Source organism: Arthrobacter sp. TJ-265 (assembly GCF_058269135.1).
In genome coordinates this window covers 425,628-444,188 of sequence record NZ_JBZCND010000003.1, presented here as the reverse complement: position 1 = coordinate 444,188, position 18,561 = coordinate 425,628, and the positions used below count along the sequence as shown (strand labels likewise).

The following is an 18,561-nucleotide window of genomic DNA, read 5'->3' as shown; positions in this document are numbered from 1 at the left end:
CTCGGACACTCCGTCACCCTATGACAGCGCAACAAAAAAGAGGGACCCGGAGGTCCCTCTTTCGTGGTCGGCCCATCTCCTAGGAGGCGAGGACCTCGTCGAGAACGCTTGCGGCCTTCTCCTCGTCGGTCTTCTCGGCCAGTGCGAGCTCGGAGATCAGGATCTGCCGCGCCTTGGCGAGCATCCTCTTCTCGCCGGCCGACAGGCCGCGGTCGTGGTCGCGGCGCCAGAGGTCACGTACCACCTCGGCGACCTTGATGACATCGCCGGAGGCGAGCTTCTCGAGGTTCGCCTTGTAACGGCGTGACCAGTTGGTCGGCTCTTCGGTGAACTCGGCCCGCAGGACGTCGAACACATGCTCGAGGCCCTCCTTGCCCACCACGTCGCGAACCCCTACGAGGTCGACGTTCTCTGCTGGTACTTCAATCGTCAGATCGCCCTGGGCCACCTTGAGCTTGAGATACATCTTCTCTTCGCCCTTGACGACACGCATCTTGATCTCCTCGATCTTCGCTGCGCCGTGATGCGGGTAAACAACTGTTTCGCCGACCTCAAAAACCATGTGGACTTTCCCCTTTCCCGGGAATCAGTTTATCACGGCAACGACACGCCGATGAGCGCGTTTTCGCAGGTCAGGGGCTCGAATCAAGCGGAAGTGTCTATCATTCGCCTCTTGACGGACCGGGCATTAAGTGATCCGGGGCTCCTGCGCAGCCGAAACCGACACCACGATCGGACGGCGTTGCCGATAGTCTGTCCTGTAGGTCCCCTCCGGATTCCGTCCCTGTCCCACCTGTTCAACCCCAGGAGTTTGTGCTGTGAATTTCGCACCGAAGAACCGAGTGCAGCGGTCCGTGGCTGCCGGCGCCGTGCTGGTGATGCTGGGTGTCTCCGGCTGCACCTTCACCACCGAGCAGTCCACGACGACCCAGTACGCCGCCTCGGATGGCATCGTGAAGGATTTCGGACCCGTCCTGCTGCGCAACCTCCTGATCGTGGGCAGCGAGGACGAGGCCGCGGGGCGGATCGTCGGTACCGTGTTCAACACGACAGACCAGCCCGTGGACCTGTCCATCCGGGCAGATGGCATCGAAACCACCATCACCGTCGAGGGGGACGGGGAGTTCAGGTTCGAGGACGAGACCGAGGACGACGCCACGCTCGAAGGGCTGGAGAACAACCCCGGCTCGCTGGTCGACGTCGACTTCGAGGTCGACGGCGAAGAGGCCACCTTCCAGGTGCCCGTACTGGACGGGACCCTCGAGGAATACCGCGACTTCGTACCCGGCGGCTTCACGCCCCGGCCGAGTGAACCCGCGGCGACCGAGGAAGCAGCCGAGGGCGAGGAAGCAGCCGGGGGCGAGTAGCCCGCAGCACCGTGACTGCCCGCACCCGATCGATCGGGTGCGGGCAGTGCCATGTCGGCAGGCACTCACGCCTTTCGGCCGGCACCGGGGTCCAGGATCATCCTGGTCCGGGGGCCGGACTCAGGGCTCGAACTTGTAGCCGAGCCCCCGCACGGTGATGAGGTAGCGGGGATTCGAGGGATCGGGCTCCACCTTGCCACGCAGCCGCTTCACGTGGACGTCGAGGGTCTTGGTGTCCCCCACGTAGTCGGACCCCCAGACCCGATCGATCAGCTGGCCGCGGGTCAGCACCCTGCCCGAATTACGGAGCAGCATCTCGAGCAGCTCGAACTCCTTCAGCGGAAGTGCCACCTGGTCGCCGTCGACACTCACGACGTGCCGTTCGATGTCCATGCGGACCGGACCGGCCTGGATGGTGTTCGAGATCAGTTCCTCGGGTTCGCCCTGACGCCGAAGCACTGCTCGGATACGGGCCACGAGTTCACGGGAGGAGTAGGGCTTGGTGACGTAGTCGTCAGCCCCGAGCTCCAGTCCCACCACCTTGTCGATCTCGGCGTCCTTCGCGGTCAGCATGATGACCGGGACGCTGGAGCGCTGGCGGAGCTGCCGGCAGACCTCGGTACCGGGCAGTCCCGGCAGCTGGAGATCGAGCAGCACGAGGTCGGCGCCTGAGCGGTCGAACTCGGTGAGGGCGTCGAGGCCGTTGTCCACGACGGACACCTCGTACCCTTCCTTGCCGAGGAGATAGGACAGCGGGTCGCTGAACGACTCCTCGTCCTCAACGATCAGAATTCGGCTCAAGCCTTGACTCCCTGCTCATGGGCAGCACTGCTGCCCTTCTTTCCTGGCTTCCGCTCGACCGACGGGACGGCACCGTTGCCGACGTCGCCCGGGGCAGATTCGTCCGCTGCGGCGTCGTCGTCCACGGCGCCCTCCATCTCGGGCAACCGGACCGTGAAGGTACTGCCCTGTCCGGGCTGCGACCACACGGTGACCTCGCCGCCGTGATTGGACACCACATGCTTGACGATGCTGAGACCGAGGCCTGTGCCGCCGGTCTGGCGGGACCGGGCGGCGTCGATGCGGTAGAAGCGCTCGAAGATGCGTTCCTGTTCCTCGGGCGTGATGCCCGGGCCCTGGTCCGTGACCGACACCTGCACGAGGCCGTCACGGGACCGGAGTCCCACGCCCACCCGCGTCCCCTCGGGCGAATAGCGGATGGCGTTGTCGATGAGGTTGCGGAAGGCCGTCATGAGCAGGTCGCGGTCACCGTGTACGGGGGTGGAGACCGATCCGCCGACCACCATGTCGATCTGCTTGCTCTCGGCGGGAAGCTTGTTGCGGTCCACGGCTTCGGCGACGACGGAGTTGATGTCCACCGGCTTGCCGCGGCGGACGACGTCGGCCCCCTGGAGACGGGAGAGCTCGATGATGTCCTGCACCAGCGCGGACAGCCGACTGGATTCCTTGTGCATGCGCTGGGCGAAGCGTCGGACGGCCACCTCGTCCTCGGCGGCGTCGTCGATCGCCTCGGCGAGGAGGGAGATCGCACCCACGGGCGTCTTGAGTTCGTGGGAGACGTTCGCGACGAAGTCGTTGCGGATCTCCTCGGTGCGGGTGATCTCGGTGCGGTCGTCCGCCAGGATCAGGATGTACTCGGCGCCGAGGGCCGCTACACGGACCTGGACCACGATCGTCCCCTGGCCGAGGGGGCCACGCGGCAGTTCGAGTTGCTGCTGCTCGATCACGCCGTCGCGCCGCACGCGGGCCGTGAGCTCGAGGAGCTCGGAGTGCACCACGGTATGTCCCCTGACGAGGCCGAAGGCGTAGGCCGCGGGACTGGCGCGGACGACGCCGTCGATCGCGTCCACGATCACGTACGCCCTGCCGATGATGGAGAGGACCTCCGCGGCGCCGTCGGGCAGGGAGGGCTCGTCCTCGTAGTGGAGTCGGAGCCGTTGTACCTCGCTCGCGCGGAACGCCGCCATACCGGTCACGCCGAGGGCCAGGCCTACCAGCCCGGCCATGAGCGTCAGGAGAAGGGGGTCCACGGACCTAGCTTATGCGCTGGTATTTCGGGTCCGCCCCATCCGGTGGCGTTGGGCGAGGGGTTCAACTAACGTTCACACAATGCGGAGAAACAGTTCACCGCTGGCTGGAAGGGTCGTCGGCAGAACTGTGGGAACGGTTCGATTCGAAACTTCCAGGGAAGGACGCCTACGTGCGTAAGGTTTTTCAGGCCGAGCTTCATCAGATCGGCGAGGAGCTCATCGAGATCTCCCAACTGGTGACCGAGGCCATTCAGAAGGCCAACAGTGCTTTCCAGGGCGCCGACACCGAGCTTGCACAGGAAGTGATCGCGGCCGATGCGCGCATCGATTTCCTGCAGAACTCCCTCGACGAGCGGGCCATCGACATCCTCGCACTTCAAGGCCCGGTGGCGTCCGATCTCCGCATGATCGTGGGTGCGCTGCGCATGAGCGCGTCGCTGGAGCGGATGGGTGACCTCGCCCGTCACGTGGCCCAGCTCGCCCGTCTGCGTTTCCCCGCGAACGTGATCCCGGAAGGTATTCGCGGGACCTTCGACGAACTCGCCGAACTCGACGTGCAGATCGCAATGAAGGTCAAGGAGCTCCTCGAGACGCGCAACCTCGATCTGACCAACGAGATCAGTGCCGCCAATGCCCGTGTCAACGAGCTGCACGCCAGCGTCTTCAAGGCTGTCGCGGCCGACGACTGGTCCGAGAGCGCACCGACGACGGTGGACGTCACCCTCGCCAGCCGGTACTACGAGCGTTTCGCGGACCACGGCGTCTCGGTGGCCCGGAAGGTCACCTACCTCGTCACGGGAGAATGGCATCCTACCGCTCCGCTGAACTGACTCCTCCCCGGTACTGACACGACGACGGCGGCCCCGCAAGGGCCGCCGTCGTCGTGTTCGTGCGTGCGTCGAGGCGCTGGCGCTAGTGCTTGCCCTGGTTCGCGACGGCCTCGATCGCGGCGGCCGCGGCGTCGGCGTCGAGGTAGGTGCCGCCTGCCTTGACGGGCTTGAGGTCCTCGTCGAGCTCGTACACGAGGGGGATGCCCGTGGGGATGTTCAGCGAGGCGATGTCCTTGTCACTGATGCCGTCGAGGTGCTTGACGAGGGCCCGGAGCGAGTTGCCGTGGGCGGCGATGAGCACGGTCCTGCCGGCCTTGATGTCCACCGTGATGTCCGATTCCCAGTACGGCAGGAAGCGCTCGAGGACGTCCTTCAGGCATTCGGTGCGCGGCACGGCGTCGCCGAGATCGGTGTAGCGGGGGTCGGCGGCCTGCGAGTACTCGCTGGCGTCGTCGAGCGGCGGCGGCGGCGTGTCGTAGGACCGGCGCCATTCCATGAACTGCTGCTCGCCGTACTCCGCGAGGGTCTGGGCCTTGTCCTTGCCCTGCAGCGCTCCGTAGTGGCGTTCGTTGAGCCGCCAGTTCCTCTTGACGTCGATCCAGCTGCGGTCAGCGGCCTCGAGGGCGAGGTTGGCGGTGATGATGGCGCGCTTCTGCCGGGACGTGTACACGATGTCGGGAAGGATGCCGGCTTCGGTCAGGAGGTGGCCGCCGCGTGTTGCTTCCTCGCGTCCCTTCTCCGTGAGGGCGACATCCACCCAGCCGGTGAAGAGGTTCTTCTCGTTCCATTCGCTCTGGCCATGGCGCAGCAGGATCAGTGTGTAGGTCATGGGTCCTAGTCTGCCGCATCGTGTTGCGGCGGTCATGCTGCAGCGTCGTGTGACGATCGGGGGTGCAGACCCCGGGACGGTGCAGGGCGCTCTGCATGAATCCGGGGGAACGCGCACGGGCCCGGGGCTCCCGGCACGGCGGCACTCCTCCTGTGCCCTAGTGTTGATGGGTGCCTTCGCGTCTCCGTCCCCCCAAGCCCCTGGGGACCATCACCCGCGGCACCACCAACCCCAACCGGCTTCGCCGCGTCGATCGCTGGCTCGCCGGATCCCATGGCTCCCGGCTGCGCCGGACTGCCGACCCGCTCGTGGTCGACCTCGGCTACGGCGCCGCTCCCGTCACTGCCGTCGAGCTGTTCACCCGCCTTCGGTCCGTACGCGACGACGTCGAGGTGGTCGGCATCGAGATAGACCCGGCGCGCGTGGCGAGCGCCGAACCCCTCGCGCGCCCCGGCCTCAGCTTCCGACAGGGAGGCTTCGAGTTGCCGCTCGCCGGCCGGCGTCCCGTCGTCGTCCGTGCATTCAATGTGCTGCGGCAGTACGGCGAGGACCAGTACGGGGCCTACTGGGACGAGGTCCGAGGACGCCTGGCTCCCGATGGTCTGCTCATCGACGGGACGTGCGACGAGATAGGGCGCCGCTCCACCTGGGCGGCCATCGGGCCGTCGGGACCGGAGTCGCTGAGCATCTCCCTGCGGTTCGGTGCGTTTACGCTCCCGTCCGATGTCGCGGAAAGGCTGCCGAAGGCGCTGATCCACCGGAACGTGGAGGGCGAGCGGGTGCACGGATACCTGCAGGCGCTCGACCGGTCATGGCTCGACGCCGCGTCCCTCGCATCCTTCGGGAACCAGCAGCGGTGGATGGCGATGTGCGCAGCGATGAGGGCAGCGGGCTGGCCGCTGCGGGACGGGCCCTCGCGATGGCGTCTGGGCGAGGTCACCGTAGCCTGGGACGCGGTCGCTCCGGGGTAGGAACGGCTACCAGGGACCGTACGGGCCCTGATTGCCGCCGCGACCCGAGGTCTGGCTGACGGCCGGCTTGACGTCGGCGAGGTACACACAGGCCGCGATGATGGCGACCAGCTGGAAGAGGTTGAAGCCGCTCCCGCCACCGAGCACGGACAACAGGCCGACGACGACGGCGCCACCCGTGAGTGCCAGCCAGAACCCCTTGGTCCGCTTGAACGCGGCTTCGAAGGCGGTGCCGGGACGCCGCACGCAGTCCGAGAGGGCCCACATTTCGATGCCGAGGGCCACGACGCCCAGGGCGAGGTACAGGTAGGACTGGATTGCAAATACGAGGGCCACGGAATCAGCTTAGCTGGCTTGCCTCGGACGCGGTGCGGATGACACCGCAGCCGGGACTTCCACGTCGGATGCGGCGAGCCTGCGCCCCGCCGTCGTGCCCCCTGTCGCATCCGTCTGCACGTCCGTCGCCCTGTTCGTCCTCACGTCCACCGCCCTGTCTCTCGTAACGTCGGCCGTCAGGTCGGTGTGCACGTCCGCCGCCACATACGCCGTCACCTCCGCCGCCCTGTCGGCCGGCGCGCCTGCCGGCCCGTCTGCCGGCCCGTCTGCCGTCACGTCCGCCGGCGTGCCCGCCGCCCCTTCGCGCGGCTGCCGTTCCGTCCGCTGGCACGCCCGCCGTCTAGTCCGTCATCCAGTCCGTCATCTAGTCCGTCATCCAGTCCGTCAGCGTGCCCGTCTTGCCCGCCGTCGCGCTTGCAAGCTGATCGCCCGACGCCTGCCGGAGGGCCTGATCGAGGTCCGCCCACAAATCCTCGGGGTTCTCGATACCCACGGACAGGCGGACGAGTGCTTCGGGGACGGTCTTCGGCTCGGCAGGCTGTCGCCGACGACGTTCGATGAGTGACTCGACGCCGCCCAGCGAGGTCGCCGGAAGCCAGAGGCGCACGGCCGCGACGAGGGCATCCGCCGTCGCGACGTCGTCGAGCTCGATACTGACGATCCCGCCGAAACCTTTGAACTGGCGGGCCGCACGCTCGTGCCCGGGATCGGCGGGAAGGCCCGGATATCGCACGCGGCGGACGACAGGATGGTCCCCGAGGAGGTGCGCGAGGAAGGCCGCGGTGGCCTGACTCCGCTCCATGCGCAGTGCGAGAGTGCGCAGTCCGCGCAGTGCGAGCCAGACCTCGAAGGGCCCGGCGACAGCACCATGCAGGGTACGGTGCGCCAACAGTCGCTCACGGAGTGCCGAGTCGGAGGTGACCAGCGCGCCGAGGACGACGTCGGAATGCCCGGCCAGCCACTTCGTGACGGAGTGCAGCACGACGTCGACGCCGGACTCGAGGGGGCGGTGGACGATCGGCGTGTTGAACGTGTTGTCTGCGACGACGATCGCGCCGGTCGCATGGGCTGCGTCGGTCAGTACCGCCAGGTCGGCGACCTCGAGCATCGGATTGGTGGGACTCTCCAGCCACAGCATCACCTGACCTTCATCGAACCGCGCGGCGAGCGCGTCAAGCTCCGCGAGGACACCCGCCGTGTCGGCGACGTCGACGGTGTGCAGTTCGAACCTGCCCTGTGCTGCGAGATCGGCGGCGAGACTGATCGACCCGGCATAGGCATGCCGTGGCATCACCACCGCTCCCCCGGTCGGGACGAGGGACAAAGCGGCCGCTGCCGCACCGAGGCCGGAGCTGAAGACGAGGGCCGGGAGGCCTGCTGCCTCGAGTGCACCGAGCGCTTCCTCGAACGGATCCCAGGTGGGGTTGGAGCCACGGGCGTAGATACGGTCGCCCGGGACGGGGGCGCGCGTCTCGTGGTAGGTCGTCGAGAGCACGATCGGCACGTTGACCGGGGCATCGTGCTCGCGTGGGGGTCTGCCTGCCGCGACGGTGAGGGTGTCCGGGGCGAGCCCGGTGTGCGGCAGATCCTCGCGAGATGTCGTCATGGGGTCAGCGTAAATGGGGAGAGCGCGTGCCTGAAAAAGAGGGAGGTCACAATCGCCGGCCCCGTGCGGCCCCCCACCCGCCCGCCTGGATGACCGGCGTCACGGCGTCCCGCCAAGTGTGAGCTCGCGGTGCCGGTTCCGCCGCGGAGTGCGATCGGGGTCGATGTAGGGCGGTGGCGTGAACCAGGGGATGCCGTGCTTCATCTGGATACTCCAGTTGCCCCGCTCGACGAGCCGGTGGTGGAAGGAACACAGGAGGCATCCATTGGAGACGTCGGTTCTTCCGCCCTCGGCCCACGGTGCGATGTGGTGTGCCTCCGACCAGACGGCCGGGACAGTGCAACCGGGGAAGGCGCACCCCCTGTCCCTGGCGACCAGTGCTCGCCGCTGGGCCACGCCGAAGAACCTTCGGGCACGACCGACGTCGAGGACCTCCCCGTGCCCTCCCAGCACGACCGGGATGATGTCCGCGTCGCACGCGATCTTGCGAACGATCCGCGCGGTGACAGGACCACCGAAGACGCTGTAGCCACCTTCGGGATGCGTTCGTGAAGCGCCTGAGGGGTCGCTGAAGCCTGCGGGTCCCGTGTCGCGCTTCGGACGACCGTCCTGCGCCGACTGCCGGTCCTGCCAGGAGCGCACGACCCGCCCGAAGTCCCCACCCGACCCGTCCGGCCTGAAGTCCCCACCCGACCCGTCGTCCGATGAATCGACCGCACGCCCGTACGAGCCTCGTGCTCGCCGCCGGACCACTCCGCGGCTACGCAGGTCCTCGGTGAGAGCCCGGTAGTCGATGGTGACCATCACCTGCGGTCGATGGCCGCCGGTGGCAGGAAGTGTGTCCGTGGCGAGGGCGACCTGGCAGGCACCGACCAACCCGTCGAGGTGGCGTTGGGGCCGGGTCCGACGTTCCCACTTCGACGCGGAGTCGGCCGGCAGCGGGTCGTTCGACATCGCCCCACCTGGCACCGACGGCACCGGCCCCGCGGGAGCGCCGATGCCGTCGGTGCCACTGCCGTCAGGGTCGGGAACGCCGGCGCAGTCGTTCCCGGCTTCCGCCCGGGGCTCGCCCCCTCCTGGGCCACCGCGGTCCCGCGCGGTGCGCGGGTTGGTGGCGGTGTTCATGACGGTGAGGAGGTACTCGAACTGTTCGTCGTCCGCCGCGATCTCGAGCCGGTGCAGTCCGCGTCGCCTGCCCCGCAGGAACACGCCCTGCTGTGCCTTCAACAGCTCCTCGGTGGGCTCGGCCCCGTCAGGATCGAGGACGGATTCCCATCGTCGGATGACCACGTTCAACAGATCGGCATCCGATTCCGCGGCCTGTGCGGCCAGGTCCTCCTCCATGGCCTGCAGTTGCAGGGTCGAGGCACAGGGCCGGACGCGTTCCACCGCATCACTGATACGGGTTGCGGCGTAGGAACTGATCACACCGGCCCTGAACCCGTCCCCGACGGATTCGAGCATGGCAGGGCAAGGCTCACCGGTGGCCGTTCGTCGTGGAAGCACCGACTTCCCGAGGCGGATCCGCCGTTGCGCCTCCTGCCGCGTGATACCCAGGCGGGCACGGAGATATTCGGCAGTGTCCCTGAACTCGTGGCTGTCGCCAGGAACGGCCAGAGGACCGCTCCAGCCCAGGCCCTGCCGGGTCTCCCCGACCCTCGCGATCTCCTGCTGATCCGCCGCTGCCGCCCCCACCACCTGCAGGTACTCGACCAACCGGGCAAGGTGCTCCACAGCCCCCAGTGCCGCAGCAAGATCGGCCGTCGAGGCCAGACCGGCTTCGACCTCGAACTGCTCGGCGATATGTGCCAGGTGGGACTGCACCCCGCCGACGGCCTGCGCCGTCGTCGATTGCGCCTCTGCTACTGCTGTCGCCATGGGACAAGCGTATTAGTACGGAGATTCGAATAATCGGGAGTCGCTCCGTATGTGGACAACTCTCGCGAATCATCCCTGGGAAGGCACACGAAGCACGCAACGCCGATCGTGTGACCTCGATGTCACGGGCACTCGGTAGGCTGGGCGCGTGACCTTTCCCCTCCCGCACGGGCTTCCCGGGCTCTTCATCGCGCTCGAAGGCGGCGACGGCGCGGGCAAGTCCACGCAGGCCGCACTGCTCTGCGCGGCCGTCGAATCCGGTGGGCGCACCGTGATCCGCACACGTGAACCCGGGGGCACTGCCATCGGGGAGAAGCTGCGCTCCCTCGTCCTCGACCACGGCCACGGCCAGATCGACGCGCGCACCGAAGCCCTCATGTTCGCGGCCTCGCGGGCAGCCCACGTCCAGCAGGTGATCGTGCCCGCACTGGAACGCGGCGACGTCGTCGTCTGCGACCGTTTCATCGACTCCTCGGTCGCCTACCAGGGTGCCGGGCGCGGACTGGGTGCGCAGGCCGTCCTAGACGTGAACCTCTGGGCCACCGACGGGCTCCGCCCGGACCTCACCGTCCTGCTCGACGTCGAGCCCTCCGAAGGGCGGAGCCGCCGCACCACCGGCGCGGCCGCCGAGGACCGCCTCGAGTCGGAACCCGACGACTTCCACGCCCGGATCCGCGCCGCCTTCCTGGACCTCGCCCGCGCGGAACCCGAACGGTACCTCGTCCTGGCCGCGTCGGGGACGCCCGAGGACCTTCACCGCTCCATCCTCGGAGCCCTCCCCCGGGTCTCGGCATGAGCGCCGTGACGCACAGCCTCCCCGCATCCGGAGTGTGGGCGGACCTCCGCGGGCAGGAACAGGTGGTCGAGCAACTGCGCCGTGCCGCGGAATCCGGTTCACCGACGCACGCCTGGCTCTTCACCGGCCCGCCCGGCTCCGGCCGGTCCAATGCCGCCCGCGCTTTCGCCGCCGCCCTGCTCTGCGAGCGCGAGAATCTCGCCGAGCGTGGTTGCGGCACATGCAAGGCCTGCCACACCGTCCTCTCCGGGGCACACGCCGATCTGACCAACGTCACCACCGAGAAGGTGACCATCAGCATCGACGAGGCACGTGAACTGGTCCGCAAGGCACAGGACAAACCGTCTACCGGGCGCTGGCGGATCATCATCGTCGAGGACGCCGACCGCATGCAGGAGCGCAGCACCAACGTGCTGCTCAAGGCCATCGAGGAACCGCCGCCGCGGACCATCTGGCTGCTGTGCGCTCCGAGTCCCGGCGACGTGCTCGTCACCATCCGCTCCCGGTGCCGGTCCGTCGGCCTCCGCCTACCCCCCGTGCAGGACGTCGCCGATCTGCTCGTCTCCCGCGACGGGATCGATCCCGCGACGGCGGAAGCGGCCGCCCGCGCCGCCCAGAGCCACATCGGCATCGCGAAGAGGCTCGCCACGGACGACGGCGCCCGCGAGCGCCGCAACCAGATCGTCCGGCTCCCGCTGACACTGCGCTCGGTGGCCGGTGCCATGCGTGCTGCCGCGGACCTGGTGAAGCTCGCCGAGGCGGAGGCCCAGAGTTCCTTCGAGCAGCGCGACGCCGAGGAGAGGACAGCACTGCTCACCACCCTCGGCGCTCCCGAGACGGGCGTCCTGCCGCCGTCGATGCGCGCACAGGTCAAGCGGTTGGAGGACGATCAGACGCGACGGGCCAAGCGTTCCAAGAACGACTACTTCGACCGCGCGCTGACGGATCTCATCTCCTTCTACAGGGATGTGCTGATGCTCCAGGTCTCCAGCGGGCAGATGCTCGTCAACGAGCCCCTGCGGCCCGAACTCGAGGAGTTCGCCCGCCGGGAGAGCCCCGAAGACACCCTCCTCCGGCTCGAGTCCATCAACGAAGTGCGTTCCCGGCTCGTGAGCACCAACGTGTCGCCGCTGCTCGCGATCGAAGCGATGACGGTGAGCCTCCTGTCCCGGAAGGACCTCGACCGATGACCAGCGGACCGCTCCACCTCCCCGGCCGCGGCCCCCGCAGCATCCTCGACAGCAGCTCCCGTAGCCCTCTCGGCCGCGCCGCCGCGCTCCTCGCCGCATCCACCGCCGTCGTGCTGGGGCTTTCCGGATGCATGCTGCTGGCACCCGACGACGGGCCCGCCCCGCCTGCGGGCGGGCTCGAGACCGCCGACCCCGCGGCGATCGGCGATGTGGACGAGGGCCTCCGGACCTTCTACACGCAGGACGTGCGGTGGGAGAGCTGTGAGGGATCGTTCTCGTGCGCGACGATCGAGGTGCCCCTGGACTACACCGACCCAGGGCGGGACAGCATCGAGATCGCGGCGATCCGCGCCGATGCCTCGGGTGAGGCGCAGGGGACGATCCTCATCAACCCGGGCGGACCGGGCGGCTCGGGCTTCAACATCGTGAAGGACTCCCTCGACTACGTCACGAGCGACCGCCTACGGGAGGACTACGACGTCGTGGGCTTCGACCCCCGGGGGGTGAACAGGTCCAGCGCCGTGGAGTGCTACACCGACGCCGAGCAGGACGAGGCGCGGCAGGAGACCTACCCGGCCGAGGCCTCCCCCGATGAGCTCCTCGACCTCATGACGGCGGACGCGGAGGAGTTCGCGGACCTGTGCGCCGAACGCACGGGTGAACTGCTGGGCTTCGTGGACACCGAATCCGCCGCACGGGACATGGACATCCTGCGTGCCCTCGTGAGCGACGAGAAACTGAACTTCCTGGGCTTCTCCTACGGGTCGCAGCTCGGAGCGACCTACGCGGAACTGTTCCCGGAGCGGGCCGGGCGCCTCGTCCTCGACGGCGCGATCGACCCGTCGCTGAGCAGCGAGAACATCACCCTCGGCCAGGCCCGCGGCTTCGAGAACGCCCTGCGCGCCTACGTCGCCGACTGCCAGCAGGGCCCGGAGTGCCCCTACACCGGGACGGTGGACGACGGTATCCGGCAGATCCAGGACCTGTTCGCCGCTGTCGAGCGCGAACCGATGACGGCGGAGGACGGCCGCCTCGTGCCGATCTCCACCTTCGTCCAAGGCTTCATCCTGCCCCTGTACGACAACGGCAACTGGCCCACGCTCACCCAGGCCGTCTCCGACGCCCTCGACGGCGATGCGTCCACCATGCTCTACCTCGCGGATCTCGCCGCCGAACGTGGGCCGGACGGCACCTATGCAGGCAACTCGACCGCGGCGTTCCTCTCCGTCAACTGCCTCGACTACCCGATGACGAGCGATCCCCTCCAGATGCGCACCGACGAGAACGAACTCGTCTCGGCATCACCGACCTTCGGCCGGTTCCTCGCGTTCGGCGGCGTCACCTGCGCCCCCTGGAAGTACCCGCCGGCCCTCGGCCCCGCGCCTGTGGAGGCTGCCGGCGCCGATCCGATCGTCGTCATCGGCACCACCGGCGATCCGGCGACGCCGTACGAGTGGTCGACGGCACTGGCGGACCAGCTGGAGTCCGGCGTCCATGTGACGTGGGAAGGCGAGGGCCATACCGCGTACGGCCGCTCCAACGACTGCATCCTGGACCTGGTCGATGATTTCTTCATCGACGGGACGGTCCCGGAGGACGGCGTCCGCTGCTGAGGAGTCAGTTCCGCTGCGTGACGCCGAGGCCGTCCGGCGAGCCCGGCAGGTCGATGGATCGAGAAGCGGCCGCGGACGCATGGCGCGGCGCATCGCCGGCGGGAACACCGAGCGGCGCGGCGACGGCGGGCCCTGCCGCAAGCCATCGGGGCAGGTGGCACATGGAGGGCAGCACGACGTCGGCGCCCGCGAGCCGCAGCTCGGCCTCGGGGTGGGCGCCGGTCAGGACTCCGACGACGGCGCCCGCCCCCGCGCGCCGTCCCGCGACGACGTCCGACGTCGTGTCCCCCGCGACCAGCACGGAGCGCACGTCCTCGATGTCGAGCGCGAGGACCGCGGTGAGGATGATGTCGGGGTAGGGGCGGCCGCGTCCCGCGTCCGAGGGGCACAGGCTGAGATCCGCCAGCCCCATCCAGCCGAGGGACTCCAGGATCATGTTCTGGGTGTGCCGGCCGAACCCGGTGGCGAGGCAGATCCTGAGCCCGGCATTCCGCAGCTCCAGGATCGCTTCCTCGGCGCCGGGGATGGGCTCCACTCCGTGGCGTGCCAGCAGGTCGTCGTACGCCGTCTCGAAGGTCCGGTTGACCTGGGCCGCGACGGCGACGTCGGGAAACAGGCGCCGGAAGACGAGCTCCTTCGACGTCCCCATCTCCTGACGGGCGTACGCCGTCATCCGGTCGAAAGCGCGGGTGCCTTCCTGCACCCCGTGCGAGGTGAGGGTACGCGTCAGCGCTTCGTCCTGCAGTCGGCCCTCGTCCACGGTGGTTCCGGCCATGTCGATGACGGCGAGCGAGAACGAACGGTCCTGTGTCATGCGGCATCCCCCTTGGTGGCCGCCCCGCTCCGATGCGGGACAAGTCTGCTGGCCACACTCTCCGAGGGTGCTGACGCGTCACCGTCCGCAAGGCTGACGGCGCGTGAACTGTTGGCGAACTCCCGGGCAGGGACACCATTTTGACCGCGGGCCGACCCCTCCTATAAAGTTGTGCCTTGTGGATCGGCCCGGACGATGTTCCCGGTCAGGAAGCATTGCCTCCTTAGCTCAGTCGGTAGAGCGTCTCACTCGTAATGAGAAGGTCGCCAGTTCGACTCTGGCAGGAGGCTCCACGATCGCCCTGGTTGGTCCGCAACCGGGGCTTTTTCGTGTCCGGATACTTCTCCGCCTCCAGGGACGGCGAGCGCCGGGAACCATCGGTGCGGCGAGTGCCGGGAACCATCGGTGCGGTGAGCGCCGAGCGCACGCGTTACCGGGCCGGCCGACCCCGGCAGGCCTCGGCCCGGTGGCGTCGGACCGCAAGCGGCGGAGGTTCCGCGGCGACATCGGCCGGGTCGCCGTGGGTCCGCGGCATGGTGGAGGCGTGGGTCGGGCTCCTGGCAGCCCCCGTCAGGGATTCGGCTGGTCGGCGCCCGCGTCGTCGGCGGAGACCTTCGCCCCGGACTGCAGCAGGGCTTTCAAAGCATCGGCGCCGTCGGCCCCGGCCGACGCGGCCGCCAGGTTCGCCTCGGTGACCGCGCGGAGCACTTCCTCGCGCTGGATCTTGACGCCCCGAGGAGCGTCGATGCCGATGCGCACACCATCACCGCGGGAATCGAGCACGGTGATGACGATGTCGTCGCCGATCAGGATCTGCTCGCCGACCTTTCGCGTTAGTACAAGCACCGTGTCACTCTATCCCGGCCGGCTCCGCACGACGTCGACCGCCGCCCGGCCTGCGCGGCCCGGCAGGTGCAGAGGCCGAGGCCGGTGCAGAGGCCGAGACAGGTGGAGCCTCCCCTGCGGGGTGCCCCTCCAGCCATCCGATGGGGAGACCGAGCGCCTGCACGGTCTCCGGTGTCGCCGTGCCTGCCGACCCGACGACGGCGAGCCCCGCCGGAGCGAGCCCGGCACGCTCCATGCTGCGTCGTAACGCCCCGACCCACGCCGCGGTGTCCGCCTCCTTGCGCCCGGCGTCGACGGCGAGCCATACCTGGTCGGGCCTCAGCGCGAGCAGGGCGCGACCGTCCGCCACGGGATCCTCCGAGGACAGCGCGACGAAAACGGCGTGGCCGCCGTCGACCCCCGCCGCACGAGCGGCATTCGCCTCCCGGCTGTCATCGACGGATCGGGCCTCAGGACGTACCCAGTGCGGCGGTCCCGAGACCGCGACGGCCGTGGGCGCTCCCCTGCCCAGGACGGTGGCCATCGAGGAGGCAACCCCCCACGCTGTGGCGGGCGCTCCGATGACGACGACGAGATCGCCGGGTGCACGCAGCACCGAGGGCGCGGGCGGCGCGGCGGCGGGCGCACGGAGGACCTGGCCACGGACGTCGGGCAGATCGGTCGGGTCGCCTGCACCCTCCCGGAGGAACGCGGCTCCGGACTCGGATCCGGACCCGGGCCGGGACGGATCGGCGTCCGGCTTCTCGGCCACCACGTCCGGGTCCACGGCGAACGACCGCCGAGGTTCAGCGGTTCCAGTCCCGGAGGATCCTCCGGGAGGGTGCTCGGCCACCGCATCCGGCCCCACGGCGAACGACCGCCGCGACCCGGCCGCCCCGGCCCCGGAGGTGACCGGCGCGACCGGCGTCGAGGAGGATACCGGCGTTACCGGCGCGGGGTTCGTCGCGAACGTCAGCTCGTCCATGAGTGCCGCGAAGAGACCGGAATCCGTGGAGACCGCAGCCGGAAGCGAGTTGCCGCGCTCCTGGGTCCCGCCGCGGTCGGCGTCGGGCCCTCCCGCGATACGGACCTCGTCGAGTTCGGCCTGCTGGAGGAGAGCATCGAGGCCTGAGGGGGCCACGGCCGCGCTCCGGCGTCCGCGAGGCCGGCCGCTGGAGGCATCGCCCCGCCGCACGGCACCGGCACCACCGGAGGAACCGTCGCCCACGCCCTCGCGAGAACCACCGTCGCCGTCGGGCTCCGGCACCTCGACCACGATCTCGTAGTGCTTCCGCGCGAGGACGCCGCGGATCCCACCGACCGTCACGAGTTCCGCGGACACGATGAGGGCGCGCGGACCGTACAGCCCTGCGACCTTCGCCTTCAGCTCCTCGAGGGAGGGACCCTCAAGATGAAATAACTGCGGTGCCACGGACCACTCCTACTGTCTCGATCGCGACGTTGGCGCTCGTGACCTCCTGATAGGACAACACCGGCAGGTTCGCCGCCTGCGGTCCGACGAGCCGCCTGAGGGCCGGCCGCAGCGCAGGAGCACACACGAGCACGGCGGAGTTCCCGGCTGTCTCGATGTCGGCGACCGTCGAGCGGACGGAGGAGAGCACGGCGTCGGTCCGCGCAGGATCGAGCATGATCTGTGTGCCCTGATCGGACGGCCGGAGCCCCTCGAGCATCGACTGCTCGAGCAGGGGGTCGATCATGATCACCCGCAGCAGCGTGCCGTCGAGGTACTGCTGGGTGACCGCCGGCCCGAGGGCCAGCCGCGCCGCCTCGATGAGGCCCTCGGGCTCGGACGACGATTTGGCCTTGAGCGTCAGCGCCTCGTAGATGCGGGCGAGGTCGTTGATCGGCACCTGCTCGGACAGGAGTCCCTGCAGGACGCGCTGGACCTCGGCCAGGGACAGCAGCCCGGGGACGAGCTCCTCGACGGCCGATGGGTTCACCTGGCGGACGCCGTCGGTCAGCACCCGGACATCCTCGCGGGACAGCAGGCGCGCGGCGTTCGCGGTGATGACCGAGGACAGGTGCGTCACGAGCACGGATACGCGGTCGATCACCGTGGCGCCGGCCAGCTCCGCGTTGTGCCGGAGCTCGGCGGGCACCCACTTCCCGGCGAGTCCGAAGACCGGCTCGACGACGGCGGTGCCCGGCAGGTGCGCGAGGTGGTCGCCGAGAGCCAGGACCTTGCCGCGCGGAGCTTCACCACGCCCCGCCTCGACACCGGCGATCTTGATGACGTACGTGGCCGGAGGCAGCTCCACGCTGTCCCGCGTGCGCACCGGAGGCACCACGACGCCGAGTTCGAGGGCGATCTTGCGCCGTAGGGCGCGGACACGGCCGAGGAGGTCGTCCGGCGCCCCGGTGACGACGTCCACCAGGTCGGGCGCGAGCAGCACCTCCAGGGAGTGGACGCGCATCTGCTCCAGCAGGTCGTCGGTGTTGTCCGTCGACGGCCGGGCCGCCTCGGCCTCGAGCGCGGCGGCGGCCGTCCGGGCGTCGGCCTCGGACTTCCTGATGCTCTGCGCGATGACGATCAGGCCCGCGCCCACCACGATGAAGGGCAGCTTCGGCATCCCCGGGATCAGCGCCATGACGACCGCCGCCGCACCCGCGATGCGCAGGGCGTTCTGCGACTGGCCGAGCTGCTGGGCCGCGGTGGAACCCATGTCCGCCTCGGCGTTGGAGCGCGTGACGATCATGCCGGTGGACACGGCCATGAGCAGCGCAGGGATCTGGGTCACGAGGCCGTCGCCGATGGTGAGCAGGCCGTAGGTGGTGAGCGCCTCGGAGACGGGCAGGCCGTCCTGCAGCATCCCGATCGCGATGCCGCCAACGAGGTTGATGATGATGATGATGATGCCGGCGATCGCATCACCCTTCACGAACTTGGACGCACCGTCCATGGCCCCGTAGAAGTCGGCCTCCGCAGAGACCTCGGCGCGCCGCTCGCGGGCCTGCGTGTCCGTGATCAGCCCGGCGTTGAGATCGGCGTCGATGGCCATCTGCTTGCCCGGCATCGCATCGAGGGTGAAGCGGGCTCCCACCTCGGCCACGCGCTCGGCGCCCTTGGTGACCACCACGAACTGGATGACCACGAGGATGAGGAAGACCACGGCTCCGATGATGATCGATCCGCCGACCGCGACGTGCCCGAACGCGGCGATGACCTCCCCGGCGTAGCCTTCCCCGAGGACGAGACGGGTGGAGGCGACGTTGAGGCCCAGGCGGAACAGCGTGGCCACGAGCAGCAGGGACGGGAACACCGAGAAGTCCAGCGGCTTGCGGATGAACATGGTGTTGAGCAGGATCACCAGTGCGAGCAGGATGTTCACGATGATCAGCAGGTCCAGCAGTACCGAGGGCACGGGCACCACGAGGAGCAGGATGATGCCGACGACCCCGACGGGCACGAGGAACTTGGGGGCGGATGAGCGCAT

At 69.0% G+C, this 18,561-nt stretch carries 17 protein-coding genes and 1 tRNA gene; 7 read left to right on the top strand and 11 right to left on the bottom strand.

Going from position 1 to position 18,561, the window contains the following annotated elements:
- Positions 1-79 precede the first annotated feature (79 nt).
- Entirely contained in the window at positions 80-562 is a 483-nt protein-coding gene (locus AC4D2E_RS13715) for a CarD family transcriptional regulator (protein WP_043443336.1), read from the bottom strand.
- 256 nt (positions 563-818) lie between these two features.
- On the opposite strand from AC4D2E_RS13715, the gene AC4D2E_RS13710 reads away from it, so the two are divergent.
- Positions 819-1,367: a hypothetical protein gene (locus AC4D2E_RS13710; RefSeq protein ID WP_490952956.1), complete on the top strand. Its 549-nt coding sequence runs from the start codon at positions 819-821 to the stop codon at positions 1,365-1,367.
- A 120-nt stretch (positions 1,368-1,487) separates the two neighbouring features.
- On the opposite strand, the gene AC4D2E_RS13705 is transcribed toward AC4D2E_RS13710, so the two are convergent.
- Both AC4D2E_RS13705 and AC4D2E_RS13700 read right to left on the bottom strand, forming a co-directional pair.
- Entirely contained in the window at positions 1,488-2,168 is a 681-nt protein-coding gene (locus tag AC4D2E_RS13705; protein ID WP_104166874.1) for a response regulator transcription factor, read from the bottom strand.
- Entirely contained in the window at positions 2,165-3,418 is a 1,254-nt protein-coding gene (locus AC4D2E_RS13700; RefSeq protein WP_490952955.1) for a sensor histidine kinase, read from the bottom strand. Before AC4D2E_RS13700 ends, AC4D2E_RS13705 begins: the two co-directional genes overlap by 4 nt.
- A gap of 170 nt (positions 3,419-3,588) precedes the next feature.
- Here AC4D2E_RS13700 and phoU point away from each other — a divergent pair, with 170 nt between their 5' ends.
- A complete protein-coding gene (gene phoU / locus AC4D2E_RS13695; RefSeq protein WP_490911116.1) occupies positions 3,589-4,248 on the top strand; it encodes a phosphate signaling complex protein PhoU in 660 nt (219 codons plus the stop codon).
- 82 nt (positions 4,249-4,330) lie between these two features.
- Here the strand turns inward: phoU and AC4D2E_RS13690 are convergent, their stop codons facing one another.
- A complete protein-coding gene (locus AC4D2E_RS13690) occupies positions 4,331-5,077 on the bottom strand; it encodes a phosphoglyceromutase (protein ID WP_490911117.1) in 747 nt (248 codons plus the stop codon).
- A gap of 170 nt (positions 5,078-5,247) precedes the next feature.
- On the opposite strand from AC4D2E_RS13690, the gene AC4D2E_RS13685 reads away from it, so the two are divergent.
- Positions 5,248-6,048 (top strand): class I SAM-dependent methyltransferase, encoded by an 801-nt coding sequence (locus AC4D2E_RS13685; protein ID WP_490911118.1) that lies wholly within the window; start codon positions 5,248-5,250, stop codon positions 6,046-6,048.
- A gap of 6 nt (positions 6,049-6,054) precedes the next feature.
- On the opposite strand, the gene AC4D2E_RS13680 is transcribed toward AC4D2E_RS13685, so the two are convergent.
- The 3 genes from AC4D2E_RS13680 to AC4D2E_RS13670 all read right to left on the bottom strand — a co-directional run bounded on the left by AC4D2E_RS13680 (position 6,055) and on the right by AC4D2E_RS13670 (position 9,868).
- Positions 6,055-6,384 (bottom strand): DUF2516 family protein, encoded by a 330-nt coding sequence (locus AC4D2E_RS13680; protein ID WP_490911119.1) that lies wholly within the window; start codon positions 6,382-6,384, stop codon positions 6,055-6,057.
- 364 nt (positions 6,385-6,748) lie between these two features.
- A complete protein-coding gene (locus AC4D2E_RS13675) occupies positions 6,749-7,990 on the bottom strand; it encodes a trans-sulfuration enzyme family protein (RefSeq protein WP_490911120.1) in 1,242 nt (413 codons plus the stop codon).
- A gap of 99 nt (positions 7,991-8,089) precedes the next feature.
- The gene (locus AC4D2E_RS13670) at positions 8,090-9,868 is read right to left on the bottom strand and encodes a DUF222 domain-containing protein (protein ID WP_490952954.1); all 1,779 of its coding nucleotides are present in this window, start codon (positions 9,866-9,868) and stop codon (positions 8,090-8,092) included.
- Positions 9,869-10,016: 148 nt separating this feature from the next.
- Between AC4D2E_RS13670 and tmk the strand changes: the two genes are divergently transcribed.
- From tmk to AC4D2E_RS13655, 3 genes are read left to right on the top strand one after another with little or no spacing between them, the layout of a single operon-like run.
- Positions 10,017-10,664: a dTMP kinase gene (gene tmk, locus AC4D2E_RS13665; protein WP_490952953.1), complete on the top strand. Its 648-nt coding sequence runs from the start codon at positions 10,017-10,019 to the stop codon at positions 10,662-10,664.
- Entirely contained in the window at positions 10,661-11,854 is a 1,194-nt protein-coding gene (locus AC4D2E_RS13660; RefSeq protein WP_490952952.1) for a DNA polymerase III subunit delta', read from the top strand. Before tmk ends, AC4D2E_RS13660 begins: the two co-directional genes overlap by 4 nt.
- Complete coding sequence (locus AC4D2E_RS13655) at positions 11,851-13,467, top strand: alpha/beta hydrolase (RefSeq protein ID WP_490952951.1); 1,617 nt, start codon at positions 11,851-11,853, stop codon at positions 13,465-13,467. Before AC4D2E_RS13660 ends, AC4D2E_RS13655 begins: the two co-directional genes overlap by 4 nt.
- 4 nt (positions 13,468-13,471) lie before the next feature.
- Here AC4D2E_RS13655 and AC4D2E_RS13650 read toward each other — a convergent pair whose 3' ends face one another.
- Positions 13,472-14,281 (bottom strand): HAD-IA family hydrolase, encoded by an 810-nt coding sequence (locus tag AC4D2E_RS13650; RefSeq protein ID WP_490952950.1) that lies wholly within the window; start codon positions 14,279-14,281, stop codon positions 13,472-13,474.
- A 217-nt stretch (positions 14,282-14,498) separates the two neighbouring features.
- Between AC4D2E_RS13650 and AC4D2E_RS13645 the strand changes: the two genes are divergently transcribed.
- Positions 14,499-14,574 (top strand) — tRNA-Thr (locus tag AC4D2E_RS13645).
- A 277-nt stretch (positions 14,575-14,851) separates the two neighbouring features.
- On the opposite strand, the gene csrA is transcribed toward AC4D2E_RS13645, so the two are convergent.
- The 3 genes from csrA to AC4D2E_RS13630 are packed head-to-tail and all read right to left on the bottom strand — an operon-like array spanning position 14,852 to position 18,561.
- Positions 14,852-15,127, bottom strand: coding sequence for a carbon storage regulator CsrA (csrA, locus tag AC4D2E_RS13640; protein ID WP_104166898.1), 276 nt, complete (start codon positions 15,125-15,127; stop codon positions 14,852-14,854).
- Positions 15,128-15,131: 4 nt separating this feature from the next.
- Entirely contained in the window at positions 15,132-16,538 is a 1,407-nt protein-coding gene (locus tag AC4D2E_RS13635) for a hypothetical protein (protein ID WP_490952949.1), read from the bottom strand.
- On the bottom strand, positions 16,513-18,561 hold the full coding sequence (locus AC4D2E_RS13630) for a flagellar biosynthesis protein FlhA (RefSeq protein WP_104166902.1): 2,049 nt from the start codon (positions 18,559-18,561) through the stop codon (positions 16,513-16,515). The genes AC4D2E_RS13635 and AC4D2E_RS13630 overlap by 26 nt, the downstream gene beginning before the upstream one ends.

Excerpts from the sequence above, each read along its gene's own strand:
- AC4D2E_RS13715 (WP_043443336.1), bottom strand. The coding sequence starts at position 562 with ATGGTTTTTGAGGTCGGCGAAACAGTTGTTTACCCGCATCACGGCGCA.
- AC4D2E_RS13690 (WP_490911117.1), bottom strand. The coding sequence starts at position 5,077 with ATGACCTACACACTGATCCTGCTGCGCCATGGCCAGAGCGAATGGAAC.
- AC4D2E_RS13650 (WP_490952950.1), bottom strand. The coding sequence starts at position 14,281 with ATGACACAGGACCGTTCGTTCTCGCTCGCCGTCATCGACATGGCCGGA.
- AC4D2E_RS13630 (WP_104166902.1), bottom strand. The coding sequence starts at position 18,561 with ATGCGCTCATCCGCCCCCAAGTTCCTCGTGCCCGTCGGGGTCGTCGGC.
- AC4D2E_RS13675 (WP_490911120.1), bottom strand. The coding sequence starts at position 7,990 with ATGACGACATCTCGCGAGGATCTGCCGCACACCGGGCTCGCCCCGGAC.
- AC4D2E_RS13655 (WP_490952951.1), top strand. The coding sequence starts at position 11,851 with ATGACCAGCGGACCGCTCCACCTCCCCGGCCGCGGCCCCCGCAGCATC.
- AC4D2E_RS13660 (WP_490952952.1), top strand. The coding sequence starts at position 10,661 with ATGAGCGCCGTGACGCACAGCCTCCCCGCATCCGGAGTGTGGGCGGAC.
- AC4D2E_RS13670 (WP_490952954.1), bottom strand. The coding sequence starts at position 9,868 with ATGGCGACAGCAGTAGCAGAGGCGCAATCGACGACGGCGCAGGCCGTC.